This is a genomic window from Faecalibacterium sp. I3-3-89, from assembly GCF_023347275.1.
Lineage (GTDB): Bacteria > Bacillota > Clostridia > Oscillospirales > Ruminococcaceae > Faecalibacterium > Faecalibacterium butyricigenerans.
In genome coordinates this window covers 95,713-122,314 of the sequence record NZ_CP094468.1, presented here as the reverse complement: position 1 = coordinate 122,314, position 26,602 = coordinate 95,713, and the positions used below count along the sequence as shown (strand labels likewise).

Genomic DNA, 26,602 nt, shown 5'->3' with positions numbered 1-26,602 from the left:
CTTTACCTCCTTTTACTGTTCCACTTTCGCGTTCTTCGTTTCCTTCATCTTGCCGCGCAGGATGCCGATGATAACCACCACGATTAGCGCGATAAAAATCCAGCAATACACACTGCTGAAGAAGATTTTGGGACTTCCATCCGAGATGAGCAGGGCGCGGCGGAAGTTCGTCTCGGTCATATTGCCCAGCACCATGCCCAGCAGCACAGGGACAGCGGGCAGCTCCAGCTTGCGCATGAACCACGCCATCACGCCGAACACCAGCGCAACGCTCAAATCAAAATAGCTGCTGTTCACCGAGTAAGCACCGGCGAAACAGAAAATCACGATGATGGGGGTCAAGATCTGCTGAGGGATGGAGACGACCTTTGCAAACAGGCTAGTCAGGTATTTGCCCTGCAGGAACATGAAGATGTTCACGAGGATAAGGCCCAGCATGATGGCATACATGATAGCGCCGTCGGTGGTGAACAGCGAGAGACCGGGGTTCAGGCCATTTATCATCAGGGCCGACAACATGATGGCCACGCAGCCGTCGCCGGGGATGCCCAGCGTCAGCAAGGGAATCAGGGTCGCGCCACAGACGGCATTGTTGGCAGACTCAGCAGCCGCAACGCCCTCCACAGAACCGTGGCCGAATTCCTCGGGATGCTTGGACAGGTTCTTCGCAGTGTTGTAGGAGAACCACGAGGCCTCCGACGCACCCGTGCCAGGTACGATACCAACACAGGAACCGATGATAGAACCCATCAGCACTGGTCGGAACATCCGCTTGTATTCATCTTTTGTGATTTTGCCGTCATCATTGCCGATTTTTCCGGCGTGAAGGTTCAACTCATTCCGCTTCAGCTCTGCCTTGCCAATGATTTCCACCAGTGCGAACAAACCGATGAGGGTAACGGCAAGGTCAAGACCCAGATACAGACGGGGAATACCAAATGTAAAGCGGTCATAGCTGGTCATGGGGTCTGCGCCCACACAGGAAATAAGCAAACCAAGGCAGGCGGCGATGATGCCCTTGACAAGGCTCTTACCAGAAACGCCTGCAATAATCGTCATGCCGAACAGGCAGACCATAAAGTACTCCGCCGTGCCCAGCTGTGCCGAAATTTTGGCCACCTGCGGGCCGAGGAAGAGCAGCACCAGCGCAGAGAAGATACCGCCAAAGGTAGATGCATAAAGTGCAATTTTCAACGCCGCCTTAGTGCGGCCCATTTTGGACAGCGGATAGCCGTCCAGCATAGTAGCCGCCGCGTGGGGCGTACCCGGCGTGTTGATAAGGATAGCCGATACCGATCCACCATAGCCACCTGCGCAGTAAATGCCCAACAGGAACATCATGCCGGGAATCGCACGCATGGTATAAGTGACAGGCAGGAATAGGATGATGCAGAGGATAACACTTAATCCCGGGATGGCCGCGAACACGCAGCCAATAAAGACGCCGAGGTTTATCCAGATGATATTTTCGAGGGTGAAAAGCAGCCCGGAGGCCGGGCCGATAAAGTCAAACAAACCCATATTCTGCCTCCTCAGAAACTAACATTCAGCACAAAGTGGAACACGACCCAGATCAGCACAGCCATTGAAACTGTGATGGCATAGTAAAGGGGTTTCTTGCAGCGGAAAAAGACCAGAAATGCCAGTGCGCAGAATACAGCGCCCACAACAAACAGATCCGTGACCTCTGCCAGCAGATAAGTGACCACCAGAATGAGGACGATGACGAGTGCTTTTGTTTCCACCAAAAGATTCAGCGTTTTAGTTTTGGTCGGGCGGTGCATCACCATGTTGTATGCCTCGCGGCCCACCAGAAGGGCGCTCATGGCCAGCATGAGCCAAATCAGCATCGTCGGGAAAGCGCGGCCATTCACAACGTCTTTTTCCGAGATCTGCACCTGCTGCGGCATGATGAGCAGCAGCACGATGCCAATGACCAGAAACAGAATGCCGCAAATCAGGTCTACCGGGTACTCGATGTTCTTCTGTTCGAGCTTTGCGCCCCATTCATCCAGTTTTGCTTCGGCACGTTCTATCAGATTTTTCACTTGTTTCAACTCCTTTTGGAAACATAAAAGCAGGGAGAAGGGGATGTCCCCGTTCCCCCTGCTTCAGCTTTTTGTCGCTATGAGGGCTTTTTATCAGCCTGCCACGATGTCCTTATACTGCTCGACGATGCTCTTGACGTTCTCAATGTGAGCCTTCACATCGTCCTCGGTCATGGTATCGACTTCCAGCAGCATGGTGTCGTTCAGCCACTCGACCATCTCATCATCGGCGAGGATCTTATCATACAGCTCTTTCAGCTCGGCAACCTTTGCGGCGTCAGTACCTTTGCGAGCCATGACGAAGCAGCGGTTGCGGAAGTAGGGGTAGCCCTTGGAGCCAACGCCCTCAACGCCTGCGAAGGGGCCGTTTTCGATAGCCTTGTCATCGAATGCGCAAACCACATCAACGCCGCCCTGCTGGTAGGTCTCAAGAATCTGAGACTGGTGAGAGACCGCGAAGTTCGTTTCACCCTTAGCTACAGCCTGTGCAGCCTCCGCAGCGGACTGGTACGGAGTCAGTTTCAGCTGGTCGCCGGCACCCATAGAGCCGAACAGAGCCGCTGCCAGGAAAGCCTCGGAGCCGGTAGCGCCGTTAACGGCCACGGATACGGGGTTGCCTGCCTTGACATAGGCCTCCAGATCGTCCAGATTCTTGAGGTTCAGTGAAGAATCAGCGGACAGGACGAAGACGGAGGAGTACAAGTTCTCCACGAACTCAAAATCGTCGTAGCTGAACTGCAGCTTGGCCGGATCCAGAGTCTCGGTAATGGCGAACAGACCCTCACCGGCGAAGACCAGTTCCTTATCATTTGCCTTAGTACTGGACACCCAAGTGTTGACAGTAGCAGCATCGCCCTTGACGGCTTCAGCAACCAGTGTGATTTTATTATCAGAATAATCAGGGGACTTGGCAGCAGCCTTTTGGCTGACCATCGCTGCTACACCAGACGGTGCCCACGGGCAGGTAACTTTCCAGCTCTCCTGTTTGCTTCCGCAGCCGGTAAGCATCGACAAAGCAAGGACACCGGCGGTGACCAACGCCGCAATACGCTTTTTCATCATTTTACTCTCCTTTTTTGTTTTGCCTTTTCGTGTGGTAGCAAGCACTTCACCGTGCTTTTGTTACCAACAAGATAACATTTCAAGCAATTTCAAGTCAACAAATTTTTTTATTTTATAAAAAAAGTTGTCTGGTAAAAGAGCTAAATGACCACATCTGTATTTTGCTGTAGAAAACTTATTGTGCACATTGCACATCCGCTTGAATCATCTTTGTGCAGCTTAAATTCTTTCATGATGTAAAGTGTATCATATTCATAATAGAAGTCTTACTATTGTCTCCATTCATAAATAATTTCTTCGGAATCATCTTGACGTACCCTACGAACCATGATATTCTCTATCACAAATCCCACTGAACTTGTAGATTGATTGCAAATCTTCTGCAAAAGTGGTTGGTTATCACCGTGAGACCCACCACTTCAGTGAGGGAAAGTCCGCAAAAGAATTTACCGCCCCGCAACACACCCGATTCATTTTGCCGCCGTTTCACCCGACAAAATCATCGCTGCGCTGCGTGGGCGGTATTTTTCTTTTAGGGAGCTGCACCTTGAAAATTTCATGAGCCGACCGAACGTGATACCGACTTTTCGTCAACGCCGCTGCACAAACAGGGGCAGGAACTTCGTTCGGAGCAAACGGTGATCAACATACACGAGCAGAGCCCCGCTACTTATTTTTTGCGTCTTAACAATTTGGAAACATTTGTTGAAAATGCGTTTTGAGCGCAGCGGTAGAGGGCAAGAACCGTCCCGTGGCCACAAATTTTCAATTCTTGAAAATGTTGTGCTCCACCGGGACTTCACTTCTTCAATGCGTCTGCATTTCCGAAGTGATCTTGTTGGGGCGTGCCTGCCCCAAACCCTGCTCATCATTCGTGCCTAGCGGCACGAATGGAACGGCGTGTCGTGCTTTACATAACTTCACCGAGGAGTTATCGAACAGACAGGAGGTACAATGACCAAAACGAATGTTCAACCGATTCCTAGCAATTCCCAGCACCACGACACGCCGAACAACAAAACGCACGTCATCAAGTTCCGTGTGACAGCGGAGGAAAAAGCGTCACTGGAACTCACTTGCAAACTCCTGAATCTCTCCCTCTCCACCTTCATCCGCCGCGCCATCCGCAACGTCAAAATCGAGAAAACGGTCATCATTGCCGGTGGTGGCGAAGAAACCCTGACCGCTGTTTCCACTTTGCTTGCCCAGTGCAGCAAGGTGGGCGGAAACCTCAACCAGCTTGCAAGGCACTTCAATTCCGGCGGTGCAGACACCGAGCAGATCCGGGCGAAACTCCTTGCCGAACTTGCAGACCTGACTGCATTCCGGCTCAGCGCCGAGAAAGTTCTGGGTGAACTGTATGGCAACGCTCAAGCATATCGCCTCTAAGAACTCGGACTACACCGCCATCGAAGCGTACCTCGTTTACCAGCACGATGCGTTCACCGGGAAGCAACTTCTGGATGAACAAGGCAAGCCGAAGCTGCGGGATTCGTACCTGCTCGACACCCTTGAGTGCGGCGATTTCTCGTTCGCAACGGCCTGTCTGCTGGCAAACCGCAAGTATGGCAAGAACACCCAGCATGGTGATATCAAAAGCCACCAGTATATCATCAGCTTTGACCCAAGAGATGCAGCCGACAACGGCTTGACCATGGAAAAGGCACAGGCACTTGGCCTGAAATTCTGCGAAGAAAACTTCCCCGGTCATCCTGCCATCGTCTGCACTCACCCCGATGGGCACAACCATTCGGGAAACATCCATGTCCACATCGTGATCGGCAGCATCCGAACACGAGAAGTGGAGCGTAAGCCCTATATGCAGAAGCCCCGCGATTGGCGCGAGGGCATGAAGCACTCCAGCACCGCCCAGACCATGCGGCACCTCCGTGTCGAGGTCATGGAGCTGTGCGAAAGTGCCGGACTGTACCAGATCGACCTGCTCAACGGCTCCAAGGAGCGTGTGAGCGAAGCGGAGTATTGGGCGCGCAGGCGTGGTCAGCAGAAGCTCGACCTTGCAAACGCAGCCCTTACCGTAGCCGGACAGCAGCCCCGGCAGAAGAAGTTTGAAACTGTGAAGGATACTTTACGGAGACAGATTTCGTCTGTATTGTACCGTGCCACGAGCTTTGAAGAATTTTCCGACAGGCTCTTGCAGCAGTATAGCATCACCGTCAAGGAAAGCCGTGGACAACTCAGCTATCTGCCCTCTGGCAGAACGAAGTTCATCCGAGCGAAACATCTCGGGGACAAGTTCGACAAGGCAGAAGTGCTTGCTGCCCTGAACGCAAATGCCGAACGCAAACCCAAGGCGCAGTTCAAGCAGGATACCATCGGGAAACTGATCGACATCCAGTCGAGGATGACCGAGGGCAAGGGCATCGGCTATAAGCGTTGGCTCACTAAACACAATCTCAAAGTTATGGCACAGACCGTGAAGCTTCTGCAGGAAAAGGGCTTGACCGACGAGGACGCTCTAAACCAGCGCATCGCTGAACTGGAAACCAAGTATCACGATGCACTGGCGGTGGTGAAAGACCTCGAAGGTCGCGTGAAAGCCAACAATGAGCTGCGCTATCACATCGCAGCCTACACCAGCACCAAGAATGTCGCACAGCAGTTAAAGACTGCCAAACAACCCGCAGCCTTTGAGGAGCAGCACCGTGCAGAGCTGACAGCGTACCGGGCGGCAGCAGCCTATTTCAAGGCAAATGACCTCACCAAGCTGCCCAGCCCGAAAAAGCTGGAAGCCGAGTATGCGCAGCTGGCATCCGAAAAGGCAAAGTTCTACGAGCAGTACAAGGAAGCCAAGAAAGAACTGCTCAAACTGAAAACCGCAAAGCAGAATGTTGCGTCCTTTTTCCGGGAGGAAGAGCAGACGCAGCAGGAGAGATAAAGGAGTGTGCGTATGATCAACTTGAAAATCGATCCGGAGTTCCAGTCCCAGATTCCCCCTCTGACCGATGATGAATTTAAGCAGCTTGAAGAAAATATCCTGAAAGAGGGCAAGCTGCTCTCTCCTTTGATCGTGTGGAATAATACACTTGTTGATGGCCACAACCGTTATGCCATTCTCCAGAAGCATCCTGAGATTTATTTTTCCACTATGCCGCTCCGATTTGAGAACCGCGAAGAAGCCATTGCGTGGATTTGCCGGAATCAGTTGGGACGGCGAAACCTGAGCCCCGAACAGAAACGCTATCTGCTTGGGAAACAGTATGAAGCTGAAAAGAAAGCTGCAAAAATCTTTCGGGGTAATCAGTACACTTTAGCAAAGAAAAGTGGTGGTGATCACGGTGATAACCACCACTCTGGAAAGAAAACCTGTGACCGGATCGCAGAGGAAAATGGTGTCAGCCGTGCCTCCGTTCTCCGCGCCAGCCACTATACACGAGGCATCGACATCGCAGACAACCTCTCTCCCGGCATCAAGCAGAAAGTCTTTTCCGGCGAAGTGAAGTTTACCAACGAAGAAATGTCCAAACTCGTGCAGGCAAGTGCCGAGCATCGTTCAGATGTCCTTGCTCAAATCCTGCATCCAGAGGCATTGGAAGTGTTGGAATCTGCCAGCGCAGAATTTGAACCTGAAAAAGCAGAACCCGTTCCCATGCCCACACCACAAACAGAAGAATTCCGGTGCTATCATGTACCGGACGAGTTTATGAAGGTTTACAAATCCTTGAGCCGTGCGACCGAAATGATGAAAAACTCATGGAAGAAAACGCTCAAAAACAATCCCAGCTATTTCACTGACCCGGAAAAGCAAAAGGTTCTCCGCTTCGCAATGCAGAGGCCTGCTAACTACCTGACTGAAATCGAAACCTATCTGGAAAAGGCTCTTGCAGAAGCCCTTGAAGAAGAAAAGACCGCATAACAGCAGACACCTGTAAGCCATCAACGAGCCCCCAGCCGCAAGTGCAGGGCGGAAAGCATCCGCGCCCTTGCGCCTGATAAAAATTGGAACTTTGATTTTCTCGCCCGAATTTGCCACGGTGGGACGATCAAAGGAGCGTGCGTTTGAACAAAAAGAAAAAGTCCACAAACACTTTCCCTTACCCCGATGAAGCCATCGAACGTCTGGCACGGGCGTTCTACCCGGCCATCCTTGCCTGCTGGAACAGCGAGGAAGGCCAGCGCGAGTTTGCCGCGTGGCAAGCAGAGCAGGCTCACATCTCCGGCAAAGAAAAACAGGAAGTTCCCGCTAGCAGAGTTCCCATAAAACAGTATTTGCAAAAATTCCCACAATGGGGGAAGATTTGGCGTGACTTCGGTCACGCCTTTTCTTTTGCTTCCAGTTCATCCAGAGGGATATACCCCAGCCCATCGTACTTGATATGGATGTGCTGCACCCGCTTTCCGCTGGACTTATCCGGGGCATCTACATAGATGGCCGACACCAGTTCACGGAGAGCATAAGGGGTGAGTTCTTCAATATGAACGTATTTGTGCGCTTTCTGGACGAACTTCTCAATATTCTCGATCTGCTGTTCCTGTACTTCGATTTCCTGCTGGATAGAAAGGGCTTCCTCTTCCAGATGCTTCTGTTCGGCATCGTAGCTCTGGCTCATCATGTCAAAGCGTTCATCGCTCAGCTTTCCGCTGGCGTTATCCTCGTAGATTTTCATGAACAGCCGTTTGAGGTCTGCAATCCGCTTCTCATTCCGGGCAAGCTGCTTCTTCAGGACGGTCAGCTTTTCGGTGCTTTCCACCCGAAGCTGCTCCTCCATGACCTTGCGGAAGTAGTCTTCATGACGGAGAATGTAGTCCGTCACCCGCTGAACATGACTCAGTACACGTCCTTCCAGAACCTTTACTCGGATGAAGTGTCCCTTGCACTTGCTCCCGTTCTTCTTGTGCAGAGAGCAATCAAAGAAGTCTTGACTGAAGTCCCTGTTGTTGGACGAACCATATTGCATCTTGGAACCGCAGTCAGCGCAGTAGACCATACCGGAGAAAATGCTGCTCTTGCCTGTCCGGGTCATGCGGTGACGCTGGTTACGAATCTCCTGAACCTTTTCAAACACATCATCGTCAATAATGCGCTCATGTGTATCCGGGAAGATAGCCTGATTTTCCACAGGATTCAAATGTCTCTTTTTATCCCAGATAGAGTTAGTATAGGTCTTGAAGTTGACTGTGCAGCCAGTGTACTCCCGGCGTTCCAGAATCAAACTTACTGCTCTTTTATCCCAGCGGTAAGGGTCTTCCGGGGCAGGTGCGTTTGTACTCCGGCCATGGCTCAGCTTGTAGGCGGTGGGAGTCAGAACATTGTCCACCCACAGTTGGTTTGCAATTTGGGTCGGGCCACGTCCCTCCATGCACATGGAGAAGATGCGCTTCACAATCGCAGCCGCTTCCGGGTCAACAAGCCAATGCTTCGGGTTCTCCGGGTCTTTTACATAGCCGTACGGAACATTGACCGTCAGCGGCACTCCACGCTCTCCCTTGGCCTTCTGGACAGCCCGAATCTTGCGGCTGGTATCGCGGGCGTAAAACTCGTTGAACCAGTTCTTAATACCCGCAAAATCGTTGTTTACGCTGTTCGGGTCAATGGTGTCGTAATTGTCGTTAATGGCAATGTAGCGAACGCTATACTGGGGAAAGGTAAAGTTTGTGTACAGACCCGTCAAGGCAGAGTTGCGCCCCAGTCGGGACAGGTCTTTCGTGATAACGATTCCTACACGCCCTGCTTCGATCTCGACCAGCATACTCTGAAAGCCGGGGCGGTCATAGTTCGTGCCGGAGTAGCCATCATCCACAAAGAACACTGGGTTCGGGAAGTGGTTCTTTTTGGCGTATTCCAGAAGGATAGCCTTCTGGTTCTCAATGGACAGGCTTTCGCCGAGCCGTGCGTCCTCTTGCGACAGTCGGCAGTAAAGTGCGGTGATCTTATTCGTTGCTCCAGACATTGTTGTGTCCTCCTTACTCTGTGGAGCAACTGTCAGTACAGGATTGGTTAACGGGTCAAGTATAGCAGAATTAGGCGCAGTTGTCATTCGTCTGCACCCTCATCTTCAAATTTTTGCTGGGCGTTCTTGGCAACAATGCGCTCCAGCTTCTTCAAAAAGGATTCCTTGCCCTCATAGCTGCCGGTCACGGTGTAGGTGGTGTGACCGACTTTCTCCGTGGTGGTCAGTTCTGGAATCCAGAAAGCGGACAGATTCTTGACATGGAGGTTGCCGTTCTCATCTACATAGGAGCCGTGCTTCTTCTGCTCTTCGGTCAAGGGCTGCCGCTTGAAATAGATTTCATTTTCGGAGATGCTCACGGTTTCGCTGGCCTGCTCCTTCGGGGTATCGTCATACAGCTGGGCGAAAAATGCCAGTGCATCTTCGGGTGAGTCTTCCTCCATGAGCTGCTCGAAAATCTGCTGTTCCTCTGCCGAGAGGTTATTCCATGCGGCTTCCAACTCCTGCTCGTTGGCTGCGTTGACAAAGGCTTCGATCTCTTTTTTCATGGTGCATCCTCCTTTGGCTGCGAAAAGCGTTTTTTCAAAAAGTATGGGTTTTCGTGAGAGCAAGAATCGTCCCGTGGCCACAAATTTTCAATTCTTGAAAATTTCCTGCCCCTTTGGGACAGCTTCTTGTTGGGGCGTGCCTGCCCCAAACCCTGCCAGATAAAAGCAAAGGGGCATTATCTGCCCCGATGCTTTTCCTTTCGCTTCTGCTGTTTCAGTTCAAATTGACGCTGCTTTTCTGCTTCGCGTTGTTTACGGCTAAGTGCTTTTCGCACCAGCTTGTTTTCTTCTCGCTGCATTTGCAACGCCTGCTGTGATTTTGTGCCGATTCCTGTGGCAGCTGTTTCCTTTCGGATTTGCCGTTGCAATCGCTTTGGATTCACAGACTCTTTCTTTACAACTGTCTCAACAGATGGACTGAAGCGCAGCCGACTGTAATTCTTGAGCAGATACTCCAAGACTTCATAGTCCTTTGGTTCTGCGCCAAACACGACTTTACACACTGAAAGCTTTCTTCTCTCAATACGCTCAAACACTCCAATCCAGAATGGAGCCTCAAAAAACACAGTCAGCTTTGTAGAATCAATGTCCATAACGAAACCCTCCTGAAATAAATCCTTACAGGAATGGACAACCCGGAGGGGAAGGTTACTTACCTACACCGTGCGGTGCAGACGGCTGGGCTACCTACCAGCTCTAGCATCTCTCAGGAAGAAATGCGTTGCGTTTTTATCCTGCTTTTATTATATAAAGCACATCCCTGTGCATTATATCTACCTTAATTGGTTTTCCAAGTGAAGTATACCACACTCGTGGTCAAATGACCACCCATATATACGAGAATTTGACCGTTTTACTGCGTACGTGCGTACCAACCTTCCGTACGCATGTACGCAGCGATTCGCCCGAAACGAACCCCATACCACCGTTCCCCCTCGGAGAGCCCACTACACTTTGCAGACAGCAGGGCTGAAAGTGTCATAGTGGGTTATTACACTTCCGCAGAAGTGCCTTTTCCTCGCCGCAAACAGCCGGGGTGCGCCTTTGTGAGAGCCTTTTGTGTGGCGAATCCACATCGCCCACAGGCGATGTGAGCAGGGATTCCAAGGGGGCGCAGCACCCCTTGGCACACGGACTTTGGTACAAAGTCTAGTGTGTTACACCTTGATAGAGGTGTACAGAATCCTGATATGCAAAAAGCCCCATGCCAACACCTTGATGGTGCGGACATGGGACTTGATGCTTCCTCGGCCTAGCCGGATACTCGTAACCAATCCTGACTGGCAGTTGCCGTGTCATTTCTCGAAAACTGTTTTACGGATACCCCGCACTGGGGAACTCCCTGCCTTACTTATCGTGTGTGGATTTTTGCAGGGTGCGTCCGGGTGGGCGCACCCTGTTTTTGTTTGTGCTTATTTCTTCAGAATCCGCATTGCGTTCAGAACAGCGATGATCGTGACACCCACATCACCGAACACGGCTTCCCACATACCGGCCATGCCGAGTGCGCCCAGAACAAGGAACACGCTCTTGATGCCAAGAGCAATCACGATGTTCTGCATCACAATCCGTTTCGTAGCCTTTGCAACATCAATGGCTTCTACAAGTTTCGATGGTTCATCTGTCATCAGAACAACATCCGCAGCTTCAATCGCGGCATCCGAGCCAAGACCTCCCATGGCAATGCCGACATCTGCACGGGCAAGAACAGGGGCATCGTTGATGCCATCGCCCACGAAGGCGAGTTTGCTGCCCTGCCGTTTCTGCTTATCTAGCATTTCCAGCTTTTCGACCTTCTGGTCGGGCAAGAGCTGTGCATAATACGCATCCAGACCAAGTTCGTCTGCCACCGACTTGCCGATTCGCTCATCATCGCCGGTAAGCATAACAGTTTTTTCCACGCCGATCTTTTTCAGCTCTGCGATTGCGCACTTGCTGTCCGGCTTCACTTCATCTGCGATCAGGATACAGCCTACATAGCTACCATCCGCTGCTACATAGAACTTTGTTCCGGCTGCATCGCAAGCGGCATAGGCAATCTTTTCAGATTCCATCAGCTTACTGTTGCCAGCCAGTACCTTCTTTCCCTGCACCATAACGCTGATGCCGTGTCCTGAGATTTCCTCAAAGCCAGAGAACTGCTTCTGGTCGATTGGCTTTCCATAAGTCGCAAGAATCGACTTTGCGATCGGGTGGTTGGAATAACTCTCTGCCTGTGCAGCATACTCCAATACCTGCTCTTTCTGGTATCCGGCTGCCGGAATGATATTTGCGACCTCAAAAACACCCTTTGTTAAGGTGCCGGTCTTATCAAAGACCACCACGCTCACTTTGTTCAGTGCTTCCAGATAGTTGCTGCCCTTTACCAGCACACCGCGCTTGGATGCGGCACCAATACCGCCGAAGAAGGTCAGGGGAATAGAAATGACCAATGCACACGGGCAGGAAACGATCAGGAACACAAAACCTCTGCGCAACCACTCAGACCAGCCGCCGCCAAGGACGAGCGGCGGAATGATCGCCAACACAGCCGCCATTCCAACAACGACCGGCGTATAGTATCGTGCAAAGGTCGTGATGAAGTTCTCGGTGGGAGCTTTTCTTGCAGAAGCATTCTCCACAAGGTCAGTGATCTTCGATACCGTGGATTCCCCGAAGCTCTTTGTGACTTTCAGCGTCAGCAAACCGCTCTGGTTGATGCAGCCGGACAGGGCTTCATCGCCTTTGCGGATGCTTCTCGGCACAGATTCGCCGGTCAGTGCCTTGGTGTCCAGCATGGATTCGCCATCCACAACGATGCCATCCAGCGGGATTTTTTCACCGGGTTTTACCACGATGATCTCGCCCACCGCAACGCTTTCCGGAGAAACGACCTGCAATACGCCATTCCGCTTAACGGTCGCCGAATCCGGACGGATGTCCATAAGGTCAGAGATGGACTTTCTGGAACGCTTTACCGCCAGCGACTGGAAGAACTCTCCGACCTGATAGAACAGCATAACTGCAACAGCTTCCGGGTATTCCCCGATGGCAAATGCGCCGATCGTGGAAACACTCATCAGGAAATGCTCGTCAAACACCTGTCCTCTGGTGATATTTTTCACTGCCTGCCATACGACATCCCAGCCAAGAATCACATACGCCACAATCAGAAACGCCAGTTCCGCCAGAGTCGGCAGCTTTGCGAATACGGTCAATGCCATACCGATTGCATAGACCACAGCACCCACGGCAAGCCGTATCGTGCGCTTCTTATCCTCATCGTTATAGACCGCCGCTTTTTCATCCTTTTTGACAGGTGCAGTCGCTTCCAGCTGCTTTTCCGACACTTCAACATCCGGCTCATGGCTGTGTACGATCGTGGTAACGGTATCCAGCAAGGAAGCAGCTACCGATGTTCCAGCCTGAACAGTCAGCGTCTGGTTCATCAGATTCACGGTCGAAGAAGTCACGCCATCCAGCTCACCGACTTCTCTCTCGATCTTTGCTGAGCAGTTCGGGCAGTCCAGACCTTTCAGGAGATAGACTTTCGTCACCGCAGGTTCGGTCTTTTCCGACACTTCAACATCTGGCTCGTGGCTGTGGACGATCGTGGTAACGGTGTCCAGCAGGGAGGTAGCCACCGATGTTCCTGCCTGAACAGTCAATGTCTGGTTCATCAGATTCACGGTCGAAGAAGCCACGCCACCCAGCTCACCGACTTCTTTCTCGATTTTTGCTGAGCAGTTCGGGCAATCCAGACCTTTCAGGATGAATACTCTTTTCATTTTGAACTCCACTACGTTTTCTTAATTGTTCAATCGCTCAACTTAAAAGACAAAAAGATAATCGCTTGCGCGATCATCCTCTTAAATGCTCAAATCCCTTGTCGATGATCTCCTTTACATGATCATCCGCCAGCGAATAATACACGATCTGGGCCTCTCTGCGGAATTTGACCAGTCCGGCAAGCCGGAGTGCTTTCAGCTGGTGAGAGATCGCCGATTTGGTGACGCCCAGCAGAACCGCAAGGTCGCATACACACATCTCGCTCTGTTCCAGAGCATGAAGGATCTGCACTCTTGTGCCATCTCCGAACAGCTTGAAAAGCGATGCAAGCTGGATGTAGTCGTCTTTCGGCTGCATTTTGCCTTTTACATCGTTCACGATGTCCTCATGGATCACATCGCAATTACAGGTGTATAAAGAATTTGACATCAGACGTTCTCCTTGTTTTGTAGTTGAACAACCGTTCAATCATATTATATCTGCTTTTCCTCCGTTGTCAAGAGGAAAAGTTAGCATCTGCTTCCTGCGATTTGTCGTCTAACAGACCTTGACAGCCTCCTTATTTCGCATACAATATAGTTGAGCGTTTACTCAACTGCCGTATTTTGCGCAGAAGATTTTTCATTTGAACAACCATGCAATAAATAAAAGAGGTCTGCCTGTGAAAGAAAAATTCATCACTCTGGTTCTGACATTGGGATTTCTTGCCGCGTTTGGCGTATTTATGCACTCGCCGCCCTCTATTCTGGATGGGCTGACCGGTGCGACCCCGAAAGCGAAACGTGCCGCACAGATGGCCGCACCGCTGGAGGGCAACTATCTGTTCTGCATCAACCCTGCGCTGGAACCGTTTTCCGATGCGGATTTCCGGAATGATCTGAAAGCATTTGTTTCCGGTGAGACAGAAGTCCTTTCCGATGCCGGACTGCCGCACATGACGCTTTCGGTCTGCGAAACAGACTATCCCTTGCTTTGCTATGCAACGGCTCTTTGTGAACGCCTGACTGCTGCCGGAGCAGATGTCACGTTGAAGCAGTACAGCGAAACCATGCTGCGTTCCCGTGCAATCAATGGGCGGTATCAACTGCTGCTGGTTTCGGAAAATACGCTTGATGCAACAGCATTGCCGGATGCAGACATCCTTCTGCTCTCCGCAGAAGAAATGGAGGACCCCTCATGCGAAAACTGAACACCATTCTCTCCGTTCTGCTACTTTTCATCTGTCTGCTTCATGGGCTGATGGGCAGTTTTATGTTGCTGGGCATCAGTTCCGGGGCAGGAAAGTTTCTGGCATGGATCGGCGTTGGCATTCTGGCGGCGCACACCGTCCTTGGGCTTTTGCTGACCGCACAGACATTCCGGGCTTCCCGGTCCGGCGGAAAACTCTACGGAAAGCAGAATGCTCTGTTCTGGGCAAGGCGCACCAGTGGGCTTGCTATTTTACTCATGCTCTTTTTCCATATTGGCGTGTTCGGCAGAGTGCAGGATGGCGTATACATTCTGTTTCCGTTCACAACGGTCCGGCTGCTGACGCAGCTTTTACTGGTTGCTTCGGTATTTGTGCATCTTCTGCTCAATCTCCGACCCCTTCTGGTATCGCTGGGCATCGTCCGGGATAAGGAGCAGCGCGGCGACCTCTATCTGATTCTTTCTATACTGGTGCTGTTTGCTGCCGGTTCGATCATTCTATATTATATCGGGTGGAACAATGTATGAAACACACTTTGGTGATCGTGGGTGCAGGGCTGGCAGGGCTTTCCGCTGCTTTGACTGCTGTGAAAAACGGCTGGACGGTAAAGCTGGTGTCCTCCCTTGCCTCCGAGCGGGCGCAGTCTGTTATGGCAGAGGGCGGAATCAATGCAGCCTTGAATACCAAGGGAGAGGAGGATAGCCCGGAGCAGCATTATACAGATACCCTGACCGCTGCCTGCGGACTTGCTGACCCGAATGCAGTCTGGGGGATGACGCAGGCTGCGTCCGAACTGGTGCGCAGCCTGCACCATCTGGGAGTACAATTCAACGTGACAGATGACGATGAACTCGACCTGCGGAATTTTGGCGGACAGAAGAAAAAGCGGACGGCCTTTGCACAAAGCGATACGGGAAAGCAGCTAATGACCGCTCTGATTGATGCTGTGCGCCGGGAAGAAAGCGCAGGAACGGTCGAACGCTTTCCACACCATAAGTTCCGCACCCTGCTGCTTTCCGGGAACATCTGCGGTGGCTGCACAGTGCAGGACACCTATACTGGCGAACTGCTGCGGTTTGTATGCGATGCCGTCCTGATTGCCACAGGCGGGCTGCATGGCTTATTCGGTGATACGACCGGCTCTCTTGCCAATACCGGAGAAGTCACCGCAGAACTGTTCCGTCTGGGCGTTCCGATGGCAAATCTTGAAATGATCCAGTACCACCCTACCACGGTCGAACTGGGCGAAAAACGGATGCTTCTGAGTGAGGCCGCCCGTGGTGAGGGCGGGCGGCTGTTTGCATTACGGAACGGGAAGCCGTGGTATTTCATGGAAGAAAAATATCCGGAACTCGGCAACCTGATGCCGCGTGACATCACCGCGCGGGAAGTCTGGACGGTCAGCCGTGACTATGAGGTGTTCCTTGATATGACAGAGCTTCCTAAAGAAGTCATGGAGCATGCTGACTTTTTTAGTGCTGAACGTGGCCGACACCAAGCAAAAGCTGGGCAACGATGTGTTCCAAGCGGCGGGTGTGGCGCAGAAGTACAACTGCTCCCTTGTCCGGCTGGACTACCAGCAGGAGCAGGGCCTTGTGTCCAGCCTGCCGCTGGGCATCAACCAGATAAAGATTCAGCGCAGCCTTACCACCTCCAACGTGGCGGTGTTCGTGCCCTTTGTAACGCAGGAGCTTTTCCAGAGCGGAGCCGCTATGTACTACGGCATCAACGCAAAATCCCACAACATGATCATGCTGGACCGCAAGCAGGCCCGGTGTCCCAACGGCCTAAAGCTGGGTACGCCCGGCAGCGGCAAATCCATGAGCTGCAAGTCCGAAATCGTCAGTGTGTTTTTAACGACTGCTGACGATATTTTTATTTCAGACCCAGAGGCCGAGTATTATCCGCTGGTCAAGCGGCTGCATGGGCAGGTCATTAAACTTTCGCCTACCAGCAAGGACTATGTAAATCCGCTGGACATCAACCTCAACTACTCCGAGGATGATAGCCCGCTGGCCTTGAAATCGGATTTTGTGCTGTCGTTCTGTGAACTGGTTATGGGCGGCAAAACAGGTCTGGAAGCGATTGAGCGCACCGTGATAGACCGTGCCGTGAAAGCCATCTACCGCCCCTATCTGGCGAATCCCAGCCCGGAGAATATGCCGATTTTGTCTGACCTCCACCAAGCCCTGCTCGACCAGCACTTGCCGGAAGCGGACCGGGTGGCACAGGCACTCGACCTGTATGTATCCGGCTCGCTGAATGTTTTTAACCACAAAACGAATGTGGATATCCATAATCGGCTTGTGGCCTTTGACATCAAAGAGTTAGGCAAGCAGTTAAAAAAATTGGGGATGCTCATTATCCAAGACCAGATATGGGGCCGCGTCACCCAGAACCGCAGCCAAGGCAGGGCTACATGGTATTTTGCAGACGAGTTCCATTTGCTCTTGAAAGAAGAACAGACCGCTGCTTATTCCGCAGAAATCTGGAAACGCTTCCGCAAATGGGGCGGTGTGCCCACGGGCGCCACACAGAATGTGAAGGACCTTCTTTCTTCCCCGGAGATTGAAAACATTCTGGAAAACAGCGACTTCATCACGCTGCTGAATCAGGCATCCGGCGACCGTAAAATCCTTTCGGAACGACTGAATCTCTCCGCAGACCAGCAGAAGTACATCGACAATTCCGAACCGGGCGAAGGACTGCTGATTTTTGAAAATGTGGTGCTGCCATTTTCCAATCCCATCCCCAAAAACACCCAGCTCTATAAGATCATGACCACCCGGCTCAGTGAGGTGGTGGAGCTATGAGCCTAACACATTTCAGCTTGTTTTCCGGCATCGGCGGCATCGACCTTGCCGCAGAAGCAGCGGGTTTCACCTCTGTCTGTCAATGCGAGTGGGCGGCCTTTCCCGCCGCTGTTCTGGCAAGCCACTGGCCGGAGGTGTCCCGTTTTCAGGACATCACCACCGTAACAAAGGAGGCTTTCTTTGAAAAAACAGGACTTCGCACCGTCACCCTCATTTCAGGCGGCTTCCCGTGCCAGCCGTTCTCCACCGCAGGGCGGCAGCGCGGCTTCCACGATGAACGCTACCTCTGGCCCGAAATGCTGCGCGTTATCCGGGAATTGCAGCCCCGTTGGGTGCTTGGAGAAAATGTTGCTGGCTTCCTCCGTATGGGGCTCGACAAAACGCTCATTGACTTGGAGCAGGCAGGTTACGATGTTCGGGTTTTCGTATTACCTGCTGCTGCCGTTGGCGCGTGGCACGAACGGAAACGGGTATTCATCATCGGCTCCGCTGCTTCCCACACCCCTTGCCAGCGACACCGGGGATGTGGGCAAGGGGCTGGACATCCAAATCTCTGCGAACGGCAGTTACCGCAAGATGAACAAGGATGGCAAGGCGTGGACGGCGCGGCTTTCCCATGTGGTCTACCGCATGACCCCCACCACGCTGGAAAAGCCCTACCTCAACCCGGACTGGGTAGAGTGGCTGATGGGTTTCCCGCGCAAATGGACGGACATTCCCTTTGGGCCGAAGAACCCGCCGACATCTCGCGCCTGACCGAAGATGTGCCGAACCGCAGCAAGCGGATGAAAACACTGGGCAATGCAGTTTCGCCGCCGCAGGTGTTCCCGATTCTCAAATATATTGCGGACATTGAAACGGGCCGCTGTCCGATGGGAGGTGAAGAACTTTGAAAGAATTGCAGGCAAAAGCCAAAGTCACCCAGACCATGACCCGTGATGGTCTGGTGATGGAAAATCAGGCCACTGGCACTGTGGAGAATGTTTCTACTCGTGAAGCAGAACGGGATTACTCCACGGATGCCGAGGGCAAGGCCGAAAAAATTCTGGAACGGGCCGAGGACATCAAGGACGGGCATAAAAATAAAAAGAAAGCGAAAAAGGCAGCAGAAACAGCGGCCACCGCCGAAAGCGAAGATGGCCTGCACCGTTCCGCTGCCCGTTTGGAATTGACCGAGGAAGAACGGGCAGACCCGGCGTTGCAGCCGTACATCCAAAAGGCGGAAGCGAAAGCCGACAAACTGGATGCAGCCCGCGCCTCTCTGCCGAAAAAGCGTGTTCCGGTCAAGGGAAAAGTCTACGATGCAGCCAGCGGCAAGGCAAAATTCACCCTGCGTTTTGAGCAGCAGGACAAAGGCCCACCCAGCCTGAAACCAAACCCGGCCAGCCGCCCGCTATCGGAAGCATTGCTGTTCGCTCACGGAAAAATCCATGAAGTCGAACACGAAAATGTGGGTGTGGAGGGTGGCCACAAAGGTGAAGAACTGGTGGAGCGTCAGACCGCCAAAGCCATCCGCAGCGGCATCCGGCACCACAAGATGAAGCCCTACAAGGCCGTGGAAAAGGCAGAGCGTCAGCTCATGTCTGCCAATGCAGAATACTTTTACCAGAAATCTTTGCGGGACAATCCGCAGATCGCGCAGTCCGCCAGCAATCCCATTTCCCGGATGTGGCAGAAACAGCGTATCAAGCAACAGTACGCCAAAGCTGCACGGCAGGCCGGACAAGCCGCCGCACAGGGTGCAGCCACTACCGCAGAAAATGGTTTCCGGGTAACAAAGCTGGCAGCCGAAGGCGGCGAACGGGTGGCCGAATTTGCGGCCCAGAACTGGAAAACCATTCTGATCGTGGCGGTGTTCGGTCTGCTGGCTCTGCTCTTGATAACGGGCTTGCAGTCCTGCACGGTGATGGCGGGCACCGCTGGGACCGGCGTGACGGCATCTTCTTATTTTTCCAAGGACAAGGATATGCTGGGTGCAGAGAAGGCTTATGCCAAGCTGGAACAAAAGCTGCAACGGTATCTCGACACCTACGAGGCCACCCACAACTATGACGAGTATCATTTTTATCTGGATGAAATCGAGCATGACCCCTATGTGCTGATCTCGATTTTGTCCGCGCTGCATGACGGCGTGTTCACACTGGCCGAGGTGCAGGGCGAACTTGAAATGCTCTTTGAAAAGCAGTACATCCTGACCGAGACTGTGACCATGCAGATACGTTACCGTACAAAAATGATGGTCATTATTGGCCCGTATGGTGTGCCGCAAGTTATCACCTACCAAGAACCGTATGAATACTACATCTGCACGGTCAAGCTGAAGAACAAGGATTTATCTCATCTGCCTGTGGAAGTACTGACCGAGGAACAGCTTAGTGCCTATTCGCTCTATATGCGCACGCTGGGCAACCGGCCGGATTTGTTCGGGCAGGCACAGTACCCCAATGCGTCCACCATCAAGCAGCCCACCTACTACGATGTTCCCCCGGAAGCTCTCAAAGATGATAAGTTCGCTGCCATGATGGAGGAAGCAACCAAGTACATTGGCTACCCGTATGTGTGGGGCGGCAGTTCGCCCAGCACCAGCTTTGATTGCAGCGGCTACATTTCGTGGGTGCTGAATCACTCCGGCTGGAACGTGGGCCGTCAGACCGCACAGGGCCTTTACAACTTCTGTACTCCTGTTTCGGCCGCACAGGTCAAACCGGGCGACCTTGTGTTTTTCAAGGGAACCTACGATACCCCCGGCGTGAGCCATTGCGGTATCTATGTGGGCAATTCCATCATGCTGCACTGCGGCGACCCGATCTCTTACACAAACCTCAACTCGAAATATTGGCAAGAACATTTTTACAGCTATGGGCGTTTACCGTGACGCCAGAAAGGATTTTGTATGGCAAAAAGACTTTCCCGCATTGAGCGCGACATTGAACGGCTCAAAGAAAAAATCAGCGAATACCAGCAGCAGTTGAAAGAACTGGAAGCTGCAAAGACCGAACAGGAAAATCTTCAAATCATTCAGCTGGTGCGCAGTATGAACATGACACCGGACGAGTTTGCAGCCTTCCTGCGCAGCGGTGCGCTGAATGCCACGCCCACCGTCACCCCGTACCATAAACAGGAGGATGCCGCCGATGAAACCTGATTGGAACCGCCGTTTTGCAGCTGGGCTGCTGGCTATCCTGCTCTGCCTCTGCTCGTTCTCCATGCCCGCCTTTGCAAGCGGCTCTGACCCGGCCCCGGAACCTCTGCCGGAGATTATCGAAGAAGAACCCACCACGGGCGGCATGGAGCCGGAGGGTGTACCTATCACGCCCAAAGGCAACGCAACACTGGTGGATGATTTCTACGGGGACAAACAGCTTATCACAGTGACCACCAAGGCCGGGAATTATTTTTACATTCTCATTGACCGTGCCAACGAGGACAAGGAAACGTCCGTTCACTTCCTGAACCAAGTGGACGATGCCGACTTGCTGGCCCTGCTGGATGAAGAACCGCAGACTGCCGAAGTCTGCACCTGCACGGTGAAATGTGAGGCCGGAAACGTCAACGAAAACTGCCCCTTGTGTGAAAAGAGCCTGCGCAACTGCACGGCCCCGGAAGCGGTGAAAACCGACACCGAAACGCCGCAGGAAAAGTCCAAGTCCAACATGGGCAGTCTGATAATCCTGCTGGTGCTGGCTCTGGCGGGCGGCGGCGCGGCCCTCTATTATTTCAAGTTCCGCAAACCCAAGGCCGACACCACCGGGCACGATGATCTGGACGAATACGATTTTGGCGAGGACGAAGATGCAGACGAGGAACCGGCTGAAATCGAGATTCATTCGGAGAACGGACAGGAGGACGAAACATGAGCGTTCAGCTGGTGATTGCCGAAAAGCCCAGTGTTGCCCGCAGCATTGCCACCGTGATCGGGGCCGATGAAAAGCAAAACGGCTACTGGCAGGGCGGCGGGTATCTTGTCAGCTGGTGCATCGGGCATCTGGTGTCCTTTGCCGAGGCGGACCAGTACGATGAAAAATACTGTAAGTGGCGGTATGATGATTTGCCCATCCTGCCCCAGCCGTGGCAGTTCATCGTCCCGGACGAGAAGAAACAGCAGTTTGAAATCGTCCGCGCCCTGCTCAACCGCCCGGATGTGGACAGTGTGACCGCCGCGACCGATGCAGGCCGGGAGGGAGAACTGATTTTCCGTTTCGTCTACCAAATGGCCGGTTGCACAAAACCTGTGAAGCGGCTCTGGATTTCCAGCATGGAGGATGCCGCTATCCGGGAGGGCTTCGCAAACCTGCGCCCGGATTCGGATTATGATGCTCTGTATCAATCGGCCCTCTGCCGTGCAAAGGCGGATTGGCTGGTGGGCATCAACGCAACGCGGCTGTTTTCGGTGCTGTACCACAAGACCCTGACGGTGGGCCGGGTGCAGACCCCGACACTGAAAATGCTGGTGGACCGGGATGCAAAAATTCTGCGCTTCCAAAAAGAAAAGTATTACACGGTCGGCATCCAGTCCGGCAGCTTGAAAGCGGACAGTGGGCGCATTGCCAGCATGGACGAGGCCAACACTTTGAAAGCTACTTGTGCCGGAACATCTGCCATCTGTACTTCTATCAAGCGTGAGAGAAAGGCAGAACAGCCGCCTAAGCTCTATGACCTGACCACCTTGCAGCGGGAAGCAAACCGTCTGTTCGGTTTTACCGCAAAACAGACCCTTGATTACGCCCAGCAGCTTTACGAAAAGAAACTGCTGACCTATCCCCGCACGGACAGCCAATATCTGACCGAGGATATGGGCCAGACAGCACAACATCTTGTGTCTGACCTGCTGGGGCTGCTGCCCTTTGCCCAAGGGCTTGACTTGACCCCGGAAGTGGGCCGGATTCTGAACAGCAAAAAGGTATCGGACCACCACGCCATCATCCCCACGTCCGAATTTGTAAAGCAGGGTTTCACTGGTCTTGCCGAGAGTGAATGCAAGCTGATGAACCTTGTCTGCTCCAAACTGCTCTGCACGATAGCCGCGCCCCATGAGTACGAAACTGTGACGGCTGTGTTCTCCTGTGCAGGGAACGAGTTCGCCGCCAAAGGAAAGACTGTACTTGTCCCCGGTTGGAAAGGAATCGACCAGCGGTTCCGTTCCACCCTGAAAGCCGACACCGAGGAAGAAGTTTTGAACGCCCTGCCGAAACTGGCCGAGGGGCAGAGTTTTTTCGTGACAGCGGACGTTTCGGAACACTTCACGTCCCCGCCGAAAGCCTACACCGAAGATACGCTCCTGTCAGCAATGGAGCGGGCCGGGGCCGAGGATATGCCGGAGGACAAGGTGAATTGCTCTGCAGGAGCAAGAGAGGGTGGCCTGGGCCAAGCGGAACGCAAGGGGCTGGGTACGCCCGCCACCCGTGCCGCGATTCTGGAAAAGCTGGTGCAAATGGGCTTTGTGCAGCGCAAAGGCAAACAGCTTGTCCCCACCAAGGACGGCATCAATCTGGCGGTGGTTCTGCCGGAAAGCCTGACCTCTCCCGCTCTGACTGCTGAATGGGAAAACCGCCTGACCGAGATTGCCAAAGGCAAGGCAGACCCGGACGAGTTCATGGCCGAAATCGAGGCACAGGTGTGCCAGTTGGTCAAGACTTATTCCTGCATCAGCGCGGACAAGCAGAACTTATTTCAGTCGGAACGGGTCATCATCGGCAAGTGTCCCCGGTGCGGTGAAAACGTCTATGAGGGTAAAAAGAATTTTTACTGCGGGAACCGTGGCTGTCAGTTCGTGATGTGGAAGAATGACCGCTTCTTTGAGCAGCGCAAAAAGGCGTTCACACCGAAGATCGCCGCTGCTCTGCTCAAAAACGGTAAGGCAAAGGTCAAGGGCCTCTATTCCGAAAAGACAGGCAAAACCTATGATGCAACGGTGCTTCTGGCAGATACGGGAGGCAAGTACGTCAATTACCGGGTAGAGCGCAAAGAGTAAGGCAAAAATACGAGGGCCGGTTATGGTAAAGTGAAGCATTCATTTTGCCATAACCGGCTCTCTCTATCCGTAGGATAGCAAAAAAGGAGTGTGACCAAATGAGCGAATTATTTTCCATCCAGCTGCAAAATCGGCAGCAGCAAGGCAGGGATGGCGTCTGGCTGGACCTGCCCACTACAACCGAACAGGTACAAGCGGCCCTGCGGCAAATCGGCATTTCGTCCGATAATCCGCAGGGCCTTTTCATTTCCGGCTATTTTGCCGAGGAAGAAAAGCGTTTTGCCATCCCCTACAACATGGTGCTGGCATCCAATGTGGACGAGCTGAACTTTCTTGCCGCACGGCTGGAAGCGCTTTCTGCCGGGGAACGCGCAGAGCTGAACGCCGCTTTGCAAGCCCCGCAGAGTGAGCTTTTCAGCATCGGGAGAATCACCGACTTTCCCGAAAACGTGGACTACTATGTGCATCTGCCGGATGTGCACGGGCCTGCCCAGCTAGGAGATTACTACCTGAATCGCTCCGGCATGGTGGATATGCCGGAAGAATGGAAAGGCGGCATCGACACGGCACAGTTTGGCCGGTATGTGGCTCAGCAGGAACAGGGTGCGTTCACCCAGTACGGCTACCTTGTCAAAAGCGGGGACGAGTGGCAGAAAGTCCACGAGGGCCAGCCTGTGCCGGAGGAATACCGGGTACTGTCCTTTCCTGCGCCGGAAGTTTTGCGAGATTCGGCCAACATCCCGCCACCTGTTCAGCCTGAAACGGAACCGCAGAAAGTTATTCCCATTATCCTAAACGGCAAGGACAGCGCGGAACGCATGAAAGAAATCACGGACCGGCTGGAAACAGGCATTCAAGAATTATTCGACAGTGACCGCTACAAGGCCTACCTCACCACGATGGCGAAATTCCACAATTACAGCTTCAACAACACCTTGCTGATCGCCATGCAGGGCGGGCAGCTGGTGGCGGGCTTCAACAAGTGGAAAGACACGTTCCACCGCACCGTAAAGAAAGGCGAAAAAGGCATCAAGATTCTGGCTCCTGCGCCGTACAAGGTCAAGCAGAAGATGGAAAAGCTGGACGAACAGGGCAAGCCGATTCTGGACAAGGACGGCAAGCCGCTGACCGAGGAAAAAACGGTACAGATTCCGGCGTTCAAGGTGGTGTCCGTGTTCGATGTCAGCCAGACCGAGGGCGCACCTCTGCCCTCTATCGCGGTGAATGAACTGTCCGGCAGCGTGCAGGACTACCAAGATTTTTTCAAGGCATTGGAGCAGGCATCCCCGGTACCCATCGGGTTTGAGGACATCGAGGGCGGGGCGCATGGTTACTTTCATCTTCTCGACAACCGCATTGCCATCCAAGAGGGCATGAGCCAGTTACAGACCATCAAGACGGCCATCCACGAGATTGCCCATGCCAAGCTCCACGCCATCGACCCCAACGACCCGGAACAGACCAACCGCCCGGACAGCCGCACCCGCGAGGTGCAGGCCGAAAGCGTGGCCTATACTGTCTGCCAGCACTATGGGCTGGACACGTCTGAGTATTCGTTTGGCTATGTGGCTGGGTGGAGTTCGGGCCGGGAACTGGCGGAACTGAAAGCCTCTCTGGAAGTTATCCGCAGCGCAGCCCATGAACTGATCTCTGCGCTGGACGAACATCTGGCAGAGCTGCGCCAGCAGCGGGAAGCAGACCTTTCCGCTGCACAGGAGGCCGCATTTGCATTGGATAACGGCAGTATCCTGTTCATCCAGACCTGCGATTCCGGCTATGACTACACCCTGTACGGCCCGGACAATAAAGCTCTGGACGGCGGGCAGTTGGACGCGCCCGGTCTGACCCTGCCAGATGCCGGGCAGGAAGCACTTAATCTGCTGGGGCAGACAGCCGCAGTGTCGGAAGTCCTGTTGGGCGACAAGCTGGCGGCGTTCCAAGAGGCGGCGGAAAAGGCAAACGAAATTCCCACGCCCATTAAAATTCCAGACCCCGCCGCAGAGCCTACGGTCACGGTTCTGTGGAGTGAAAGCGACAAGCTGCAGGACGGCGAAATCATGCCGCTGTCCGTGGCAAACCGAGTTTTTGAAAAACTGGACACCGCCCAGCACACGGACCGGGAAAAGGACGGCTACACGGGCGGCTGGTACGACAAGACCGCATTCCGTATTGATTTTACCCTGAACGGCCAGCCCGACAACTACGAGGGACGGCAAGATTTTGGTGACGGAGAGGGTTCTTTGGTTCAGCATATCCAGAACTACCACGAATACTACGCCAAGGACGAGAACTGGAAAAATTTTGTTCTGCACAACAAAGGCCCGGAAGCGTGGGAACAAGACAAGGCAGAGCGGGAAATGGTGCTGACCGAGTTTATCCCGTACCTCAAACAACATTGCAATCTTTCCGCTATGGAGCAGACCGCCGCCACCGCTTTGCAGGAGGGGCAGAACATTTCGCCGGAACAGGCGGCCTATTACAACGCTGTTGTGGCCTATGTGCAGGACTGCCGCCCGCTGCTCAACCAAGGCCAGTATGACTTGCCGGAACCGCCCAAGCTGGCCGACTTTGACCAGACCTTGCAGGACTATAAGGCACAGGTACAGGCCGAGATCGCGCAGGAAGCTGCCGATGCTGGAATGACCGTAGAGGAATACGCAGCGGCAGGCTTTGAAGCACCGCAGCAGGACAGCTTTTCCATCTACCAGCTGCGCAATGAAGATTCCACCCGCGATTACCGTTTTGAGCCCTACGACCGCCTGCAGGCCGCTGGTTTGTCCGTGGACAAGGCCAACTATACGGAGGTTTACGCCGCGCCGCTGGCTGCTGGCACCACGTTGGAGGACCTCTACCGCACGTTCAACGTGGACCATCCGGCAGATTTCAAGGGACACTCACTGTCTGTTTCGGATGTGGTGGTACTGCACCAGAATGGGCAGGACACCGCCCACTACTGCGACAGTGTGGGCTTCCAGCAGGTGCCGGAGTTCTTGCGGGAAAATCCGCTGCGTACCGCAGAACTTTCCACCGAACAAAACGAAAATATGATTGATGGCGTGCTGAACAATACGCCCTCTCTGGGCGAATTGGAGGCCAAAGCAAAAGCCGGAGAACAAATCTCTCTGACGGACCTTGCCGCCGCAGTCAAGGCCGAAGAAAAGGCACCAAAAGCCAAGAAGTCCCACACGGCCAAGCCGAAAAAGCCATCCATCCGGGCACAGCTGGATGCCGCAAAAAAGGAGCAGAGCAAGCAAACACCGCCACGGGAAAAGACAAAGGAATTGGAGGTATAAG

Annotated in this window: 20 protein-coding genes and 2 pseudogenes; 13 read left to right on the top strand and 9 right to left on the bottom strand. The window is 53.3% G+C overall.

Annotated features, from left to right (window positions below):
- Positions 1-12 precede the first annotated feature (12 nt).
- The 3 genes from MTP38_RS00535 to MTP38_RS00525 all read right to left on the bottom strand — a co-directional run bounded on the left by MTP38_RS00535 (position 13) and on the right by MTP38_RS00525 (position 3,110).
- Positions 13-1,521, bottom strand: a complete 1,509-nt coding sequence (locus MTP38_RS00535) for a tripartite tricarboxylate transporter permease (RefSeq protein WP_015536705.1) — start codon at positions 1,519-1,521, stop codon at positions 13-15.
- Positions 1,522-1,532: 11 nt separating this feature from the next.
- Positions 1,533-2,048 (bottom strand): tripartite tricarboxylate transporter TctB family protein, encoded by a 516-nt coding sequence (locus MTP38_RS00530; RefSeq protein WP_113991662.1) that lies wholly within the window; start codon positions 2,046-2,048, stop codon positions 1,533-1,535.
- A 93-nt stretch (positions 2,049-2,141) separates the two neighbouring features.
- Positions 2,142-3,110: a tripartite tricarboxylate transporter substrate-binding protein gene (locus MTP38_RS00525; RefSeq protein ID WP_005941123.1), complete on the bottom strand. Its 969-nt coding sequence runs from the start codon at positions 3,108-3,110 to the stop codon at positions 2,142-2,144.
- A gap of 954 nt (positions 3,111-4,064) precedes the next feature.
- Between MTP38_RS00525 and MTP38_RS00520 the strand changes: the two genes are divergently transcribed.
- Genes MTP38_RS00520 through MTP38_RS00510 form a run of 3 tightly spaced genes read left to right on the top strand, consistent with a single transcriptional unit; the run spans position 4,065 to position 6,984 of the window.
- The gene (locus MTP38_RS00520) at positions 4,065-4,499 is read left to right on the top strand and encodes a plasmid mobilization protein (protein WP_249233907.1); all 435 of its coding nucleotides are present in this window, start codon (positions 4,065-4,067) and stop codon (positions 4,497-4,499) included.
- Positions 4,471-6,006, top strand: a complete 1,536-nt coding sequence (locus tag MTP38_RS00515) for a relaxase/mobilization nuclease domain-containing protein (protein WP_249233906.1) — start codon at positions 4,471-4,473, stop codon at positions 6,004-6,006. Before MTP38_RS00520 ends, MTP38_RS00515 begins: the two co-directional genes overlap by 29 nt.
- 12 nt (positions 6,007-6,018) lie before the next feature.
- Positions 6,019-6,984 carry a hypothetical protein gene (locus tag MTP38_RS00510; protein ID WP_227620567.1) on the top strand — a complete coding sequence of 322 codons (966 nt, stop codon included), beginning with the start codon at positions 6,019-6,021 and terminating at the stop codon, positions 6,982-6,984.
- A 20-nt stretch (positions 6,985-7,004) separates the two neighbouring features.
- Here the strand turns inward: MTP38_RS00510 and MTP38_RS00505 are convergent, their stop codons facing one another.
- The 6 genes from MTP38_RS00505 to MTP38_RS00480 form a co-directional block, all read right to left on the bottom strand.
- Positions 7,005-7,385 (bottom strand): hypothetical protein, encoded by a 381-nt coding sequence (locus MTP38_RS00505; RefSeq protein WP_249233905.1) that lies wholly within the window; start codon positions 7,383-7,385, stop codon positions 7,005-7,007.
- Positions 7,382-9,106: a recombinase family protein gene (locus MTP38_RS00500; protein WP_442900532.1), complete on the bottom strand. Its 1,725-nt coding sequence runs from the start codon at positions 9,104-9,106 to the stop codon at positions 7,382-7,384. Before MTP38_RS00500 ends, MTP38_RS00505 begins: the two co-directional genes overlap by 4 nt.
- Positions 9,103-9,567, bottom strand: a complete 465-nt coding sequence (locus tag MTP38_RS00495) for a hypothetical protein (RefSeq protein ID WP_215698199.1) — start codon at positions 9,565-9,567, stop codon at positions 9,103-9,105. The genes MTP38_RS00500 and MTP38_RS00495 overlap by 4 nt, the downstream gene beginning before the upstream one ends.
- 176 nt (positions 9,568-9,743) lie before the next feature.
- A complete protein-coding gene (locus MTP38_RS00490) occupies positions 9,744-10,160 on the bottom strand; it encodes a YjdF family protein (protein WP_215666215.1) in 417 nt (138 codons plus the stop codon).
- An 819-nt stretch (positions 10,161-10,979) separates the two neighbouring features.
- Complete coding sequence (locus MTP38_RS00485) at positions 10,980-13,334, bottom strand: heavy metal translocating P-type ATPase (protein ID WP_249233904.1); 2,355 nt, start codon at positions 13,332-13,334, stop codon at positions 10,980-10,982.
- Between the two features lie 73 nt (positions 13,335-13,407).
- Positions 13,408-13,764: an ArsR/SmtB family transcription factor gene (locus MTP38_RS00480; protein WP_015536701.1), complete on the bottom strand. Its 357-nt coding sequence runs from the start codon at positions 13,762-13,764 to the stop codon at positions 13,408-13,410.
- 232 nt (positions 13,765-13,996) lie between these two features.
- Here MTP38_RS00480 and MTP38_RS00475 point away from each other — a divergent pair, with 232 nt between their 5' ends.
- From MTP38_RS00475 to MTP38_RS00430, 10 genes and pseudogenes are all read left to right on the top strand, one after another.
- Entirely contained in the window at positions 13,997-14,524 is a 528-nt protein-coding gene (locus MTP38_RS00475) for a DUF6921 family protein (protein WP_249233903.1), read from the top strand.
- Entirely contained in the window at positions 14,512-15,051 is a 540-nt protein-coding gene (locus tag MTP38_RS00470; RefSeq protein WP_005935830.1) for a hypothetical protein, read from the top strand. Before MTP38_RS00475 ends, MTP38_RS00470 begins: the two co-directional genes overlap by 13 nt.
- A pseudogene (locus MTP38_RS00465) lies at positions 15,048-15,923 on the top strand (FAD-binding protein); the annotation flags it as partial. The gene MTP38_RS00470 and the pseudogene MTP38_RS00465, both read left to right, overlap by 4 nt.
- A gap of 61 nt (positions 15,924-15,984) precedes the next feature.
- Positions 15,985-17,337, top strand: a pseudogene (locus MTP38_RS00460) (VirB4-like conjugal transfer ATPase, CD1110 family); the annotation flags it as partial.
- Positions 17,334-18,230 carry a DNA cytosine methyltransferase gene (locus MTP38_RS00455; protein WP_249233902.1) on the top strand — a complete coding sequence of 299 codons (897 nt, stop codon included), beginning with the start codon at positions 17,334-17,336 and terminating at the stop codon, positions 18,228-18,230. The pseudogene MTP38_RS00460 and the gene MTP38_RS00455, both read left to right, overlap by 4 nt.
- Positions 18,227-20,212, top strand: a complete 1,986-nt coding sequence (locus MTP38_RS00450; RefSeq protein ID WP_249233901.1) for a C40 family peptidase — start codon at positions 18,227-18,229, stop codon at positions 20,210-20,212. Before MTP38_RS00455 ends, MTP38_RS00450 begins: the two co-directional genes overlap by 4 nt.
- Positions 20,213-20,230: 18 nt before the next feature.
- Positions 20,231-20,482 carry a DUF4315 family protein gene (locus MTP38_RS00445; RefSeq protein WP_249233900.1) on the top strand — a complete coding sequence of 84 codons (252 nt, stop codon included), beginning with the start codon at positions 20,231-20,233 and terminating at the stop codon, positions 20,480-20,482.
- On the top strand, positions 20,472-21,194 hold the full coding sequence (locus MTP38_RS00440; protein WP_249233899.1) for a DUF4366 domain-containing protein: 723 nt from the start codon (positions 20,472-20,474) through the stop codon (positions 21,192-21,194). Before MTP38_RS00445 ends, MTP38_RS00440 begins: the two co-directional genes overlap by 11 nt.
- Positions 21,191-23,308 (top strand): DNA topoisomerase 3, encoded by a 2,118-nt coding sequence (locus MTP38_RS00435; RefSeq protein WP_249233898.1) that lies wholly within the window; start codon positions 21,191-21,193, stop codon positions 23,306-23,308. The genes MTP38_RS00440 and MTP38_RS00435 overlap by 4 nt, the downstream gene beginning before the upstream one ends.
- A gap of 98 nt (positions 23,309-23,406) precedes the next feature.
- On the top strand, positions 23,407-26,601 hold the full coding sequence (locus tag MTP38_RS00430; RefSeq protein WP_249233897.1) for a YodL domain-containing protein: 3,195 nt from the start codon (positions 23,407-23,409) through the stop codon (positions 26,599-26,601).
- Position 26,602 lies beyond the last annotated feature (1 nt).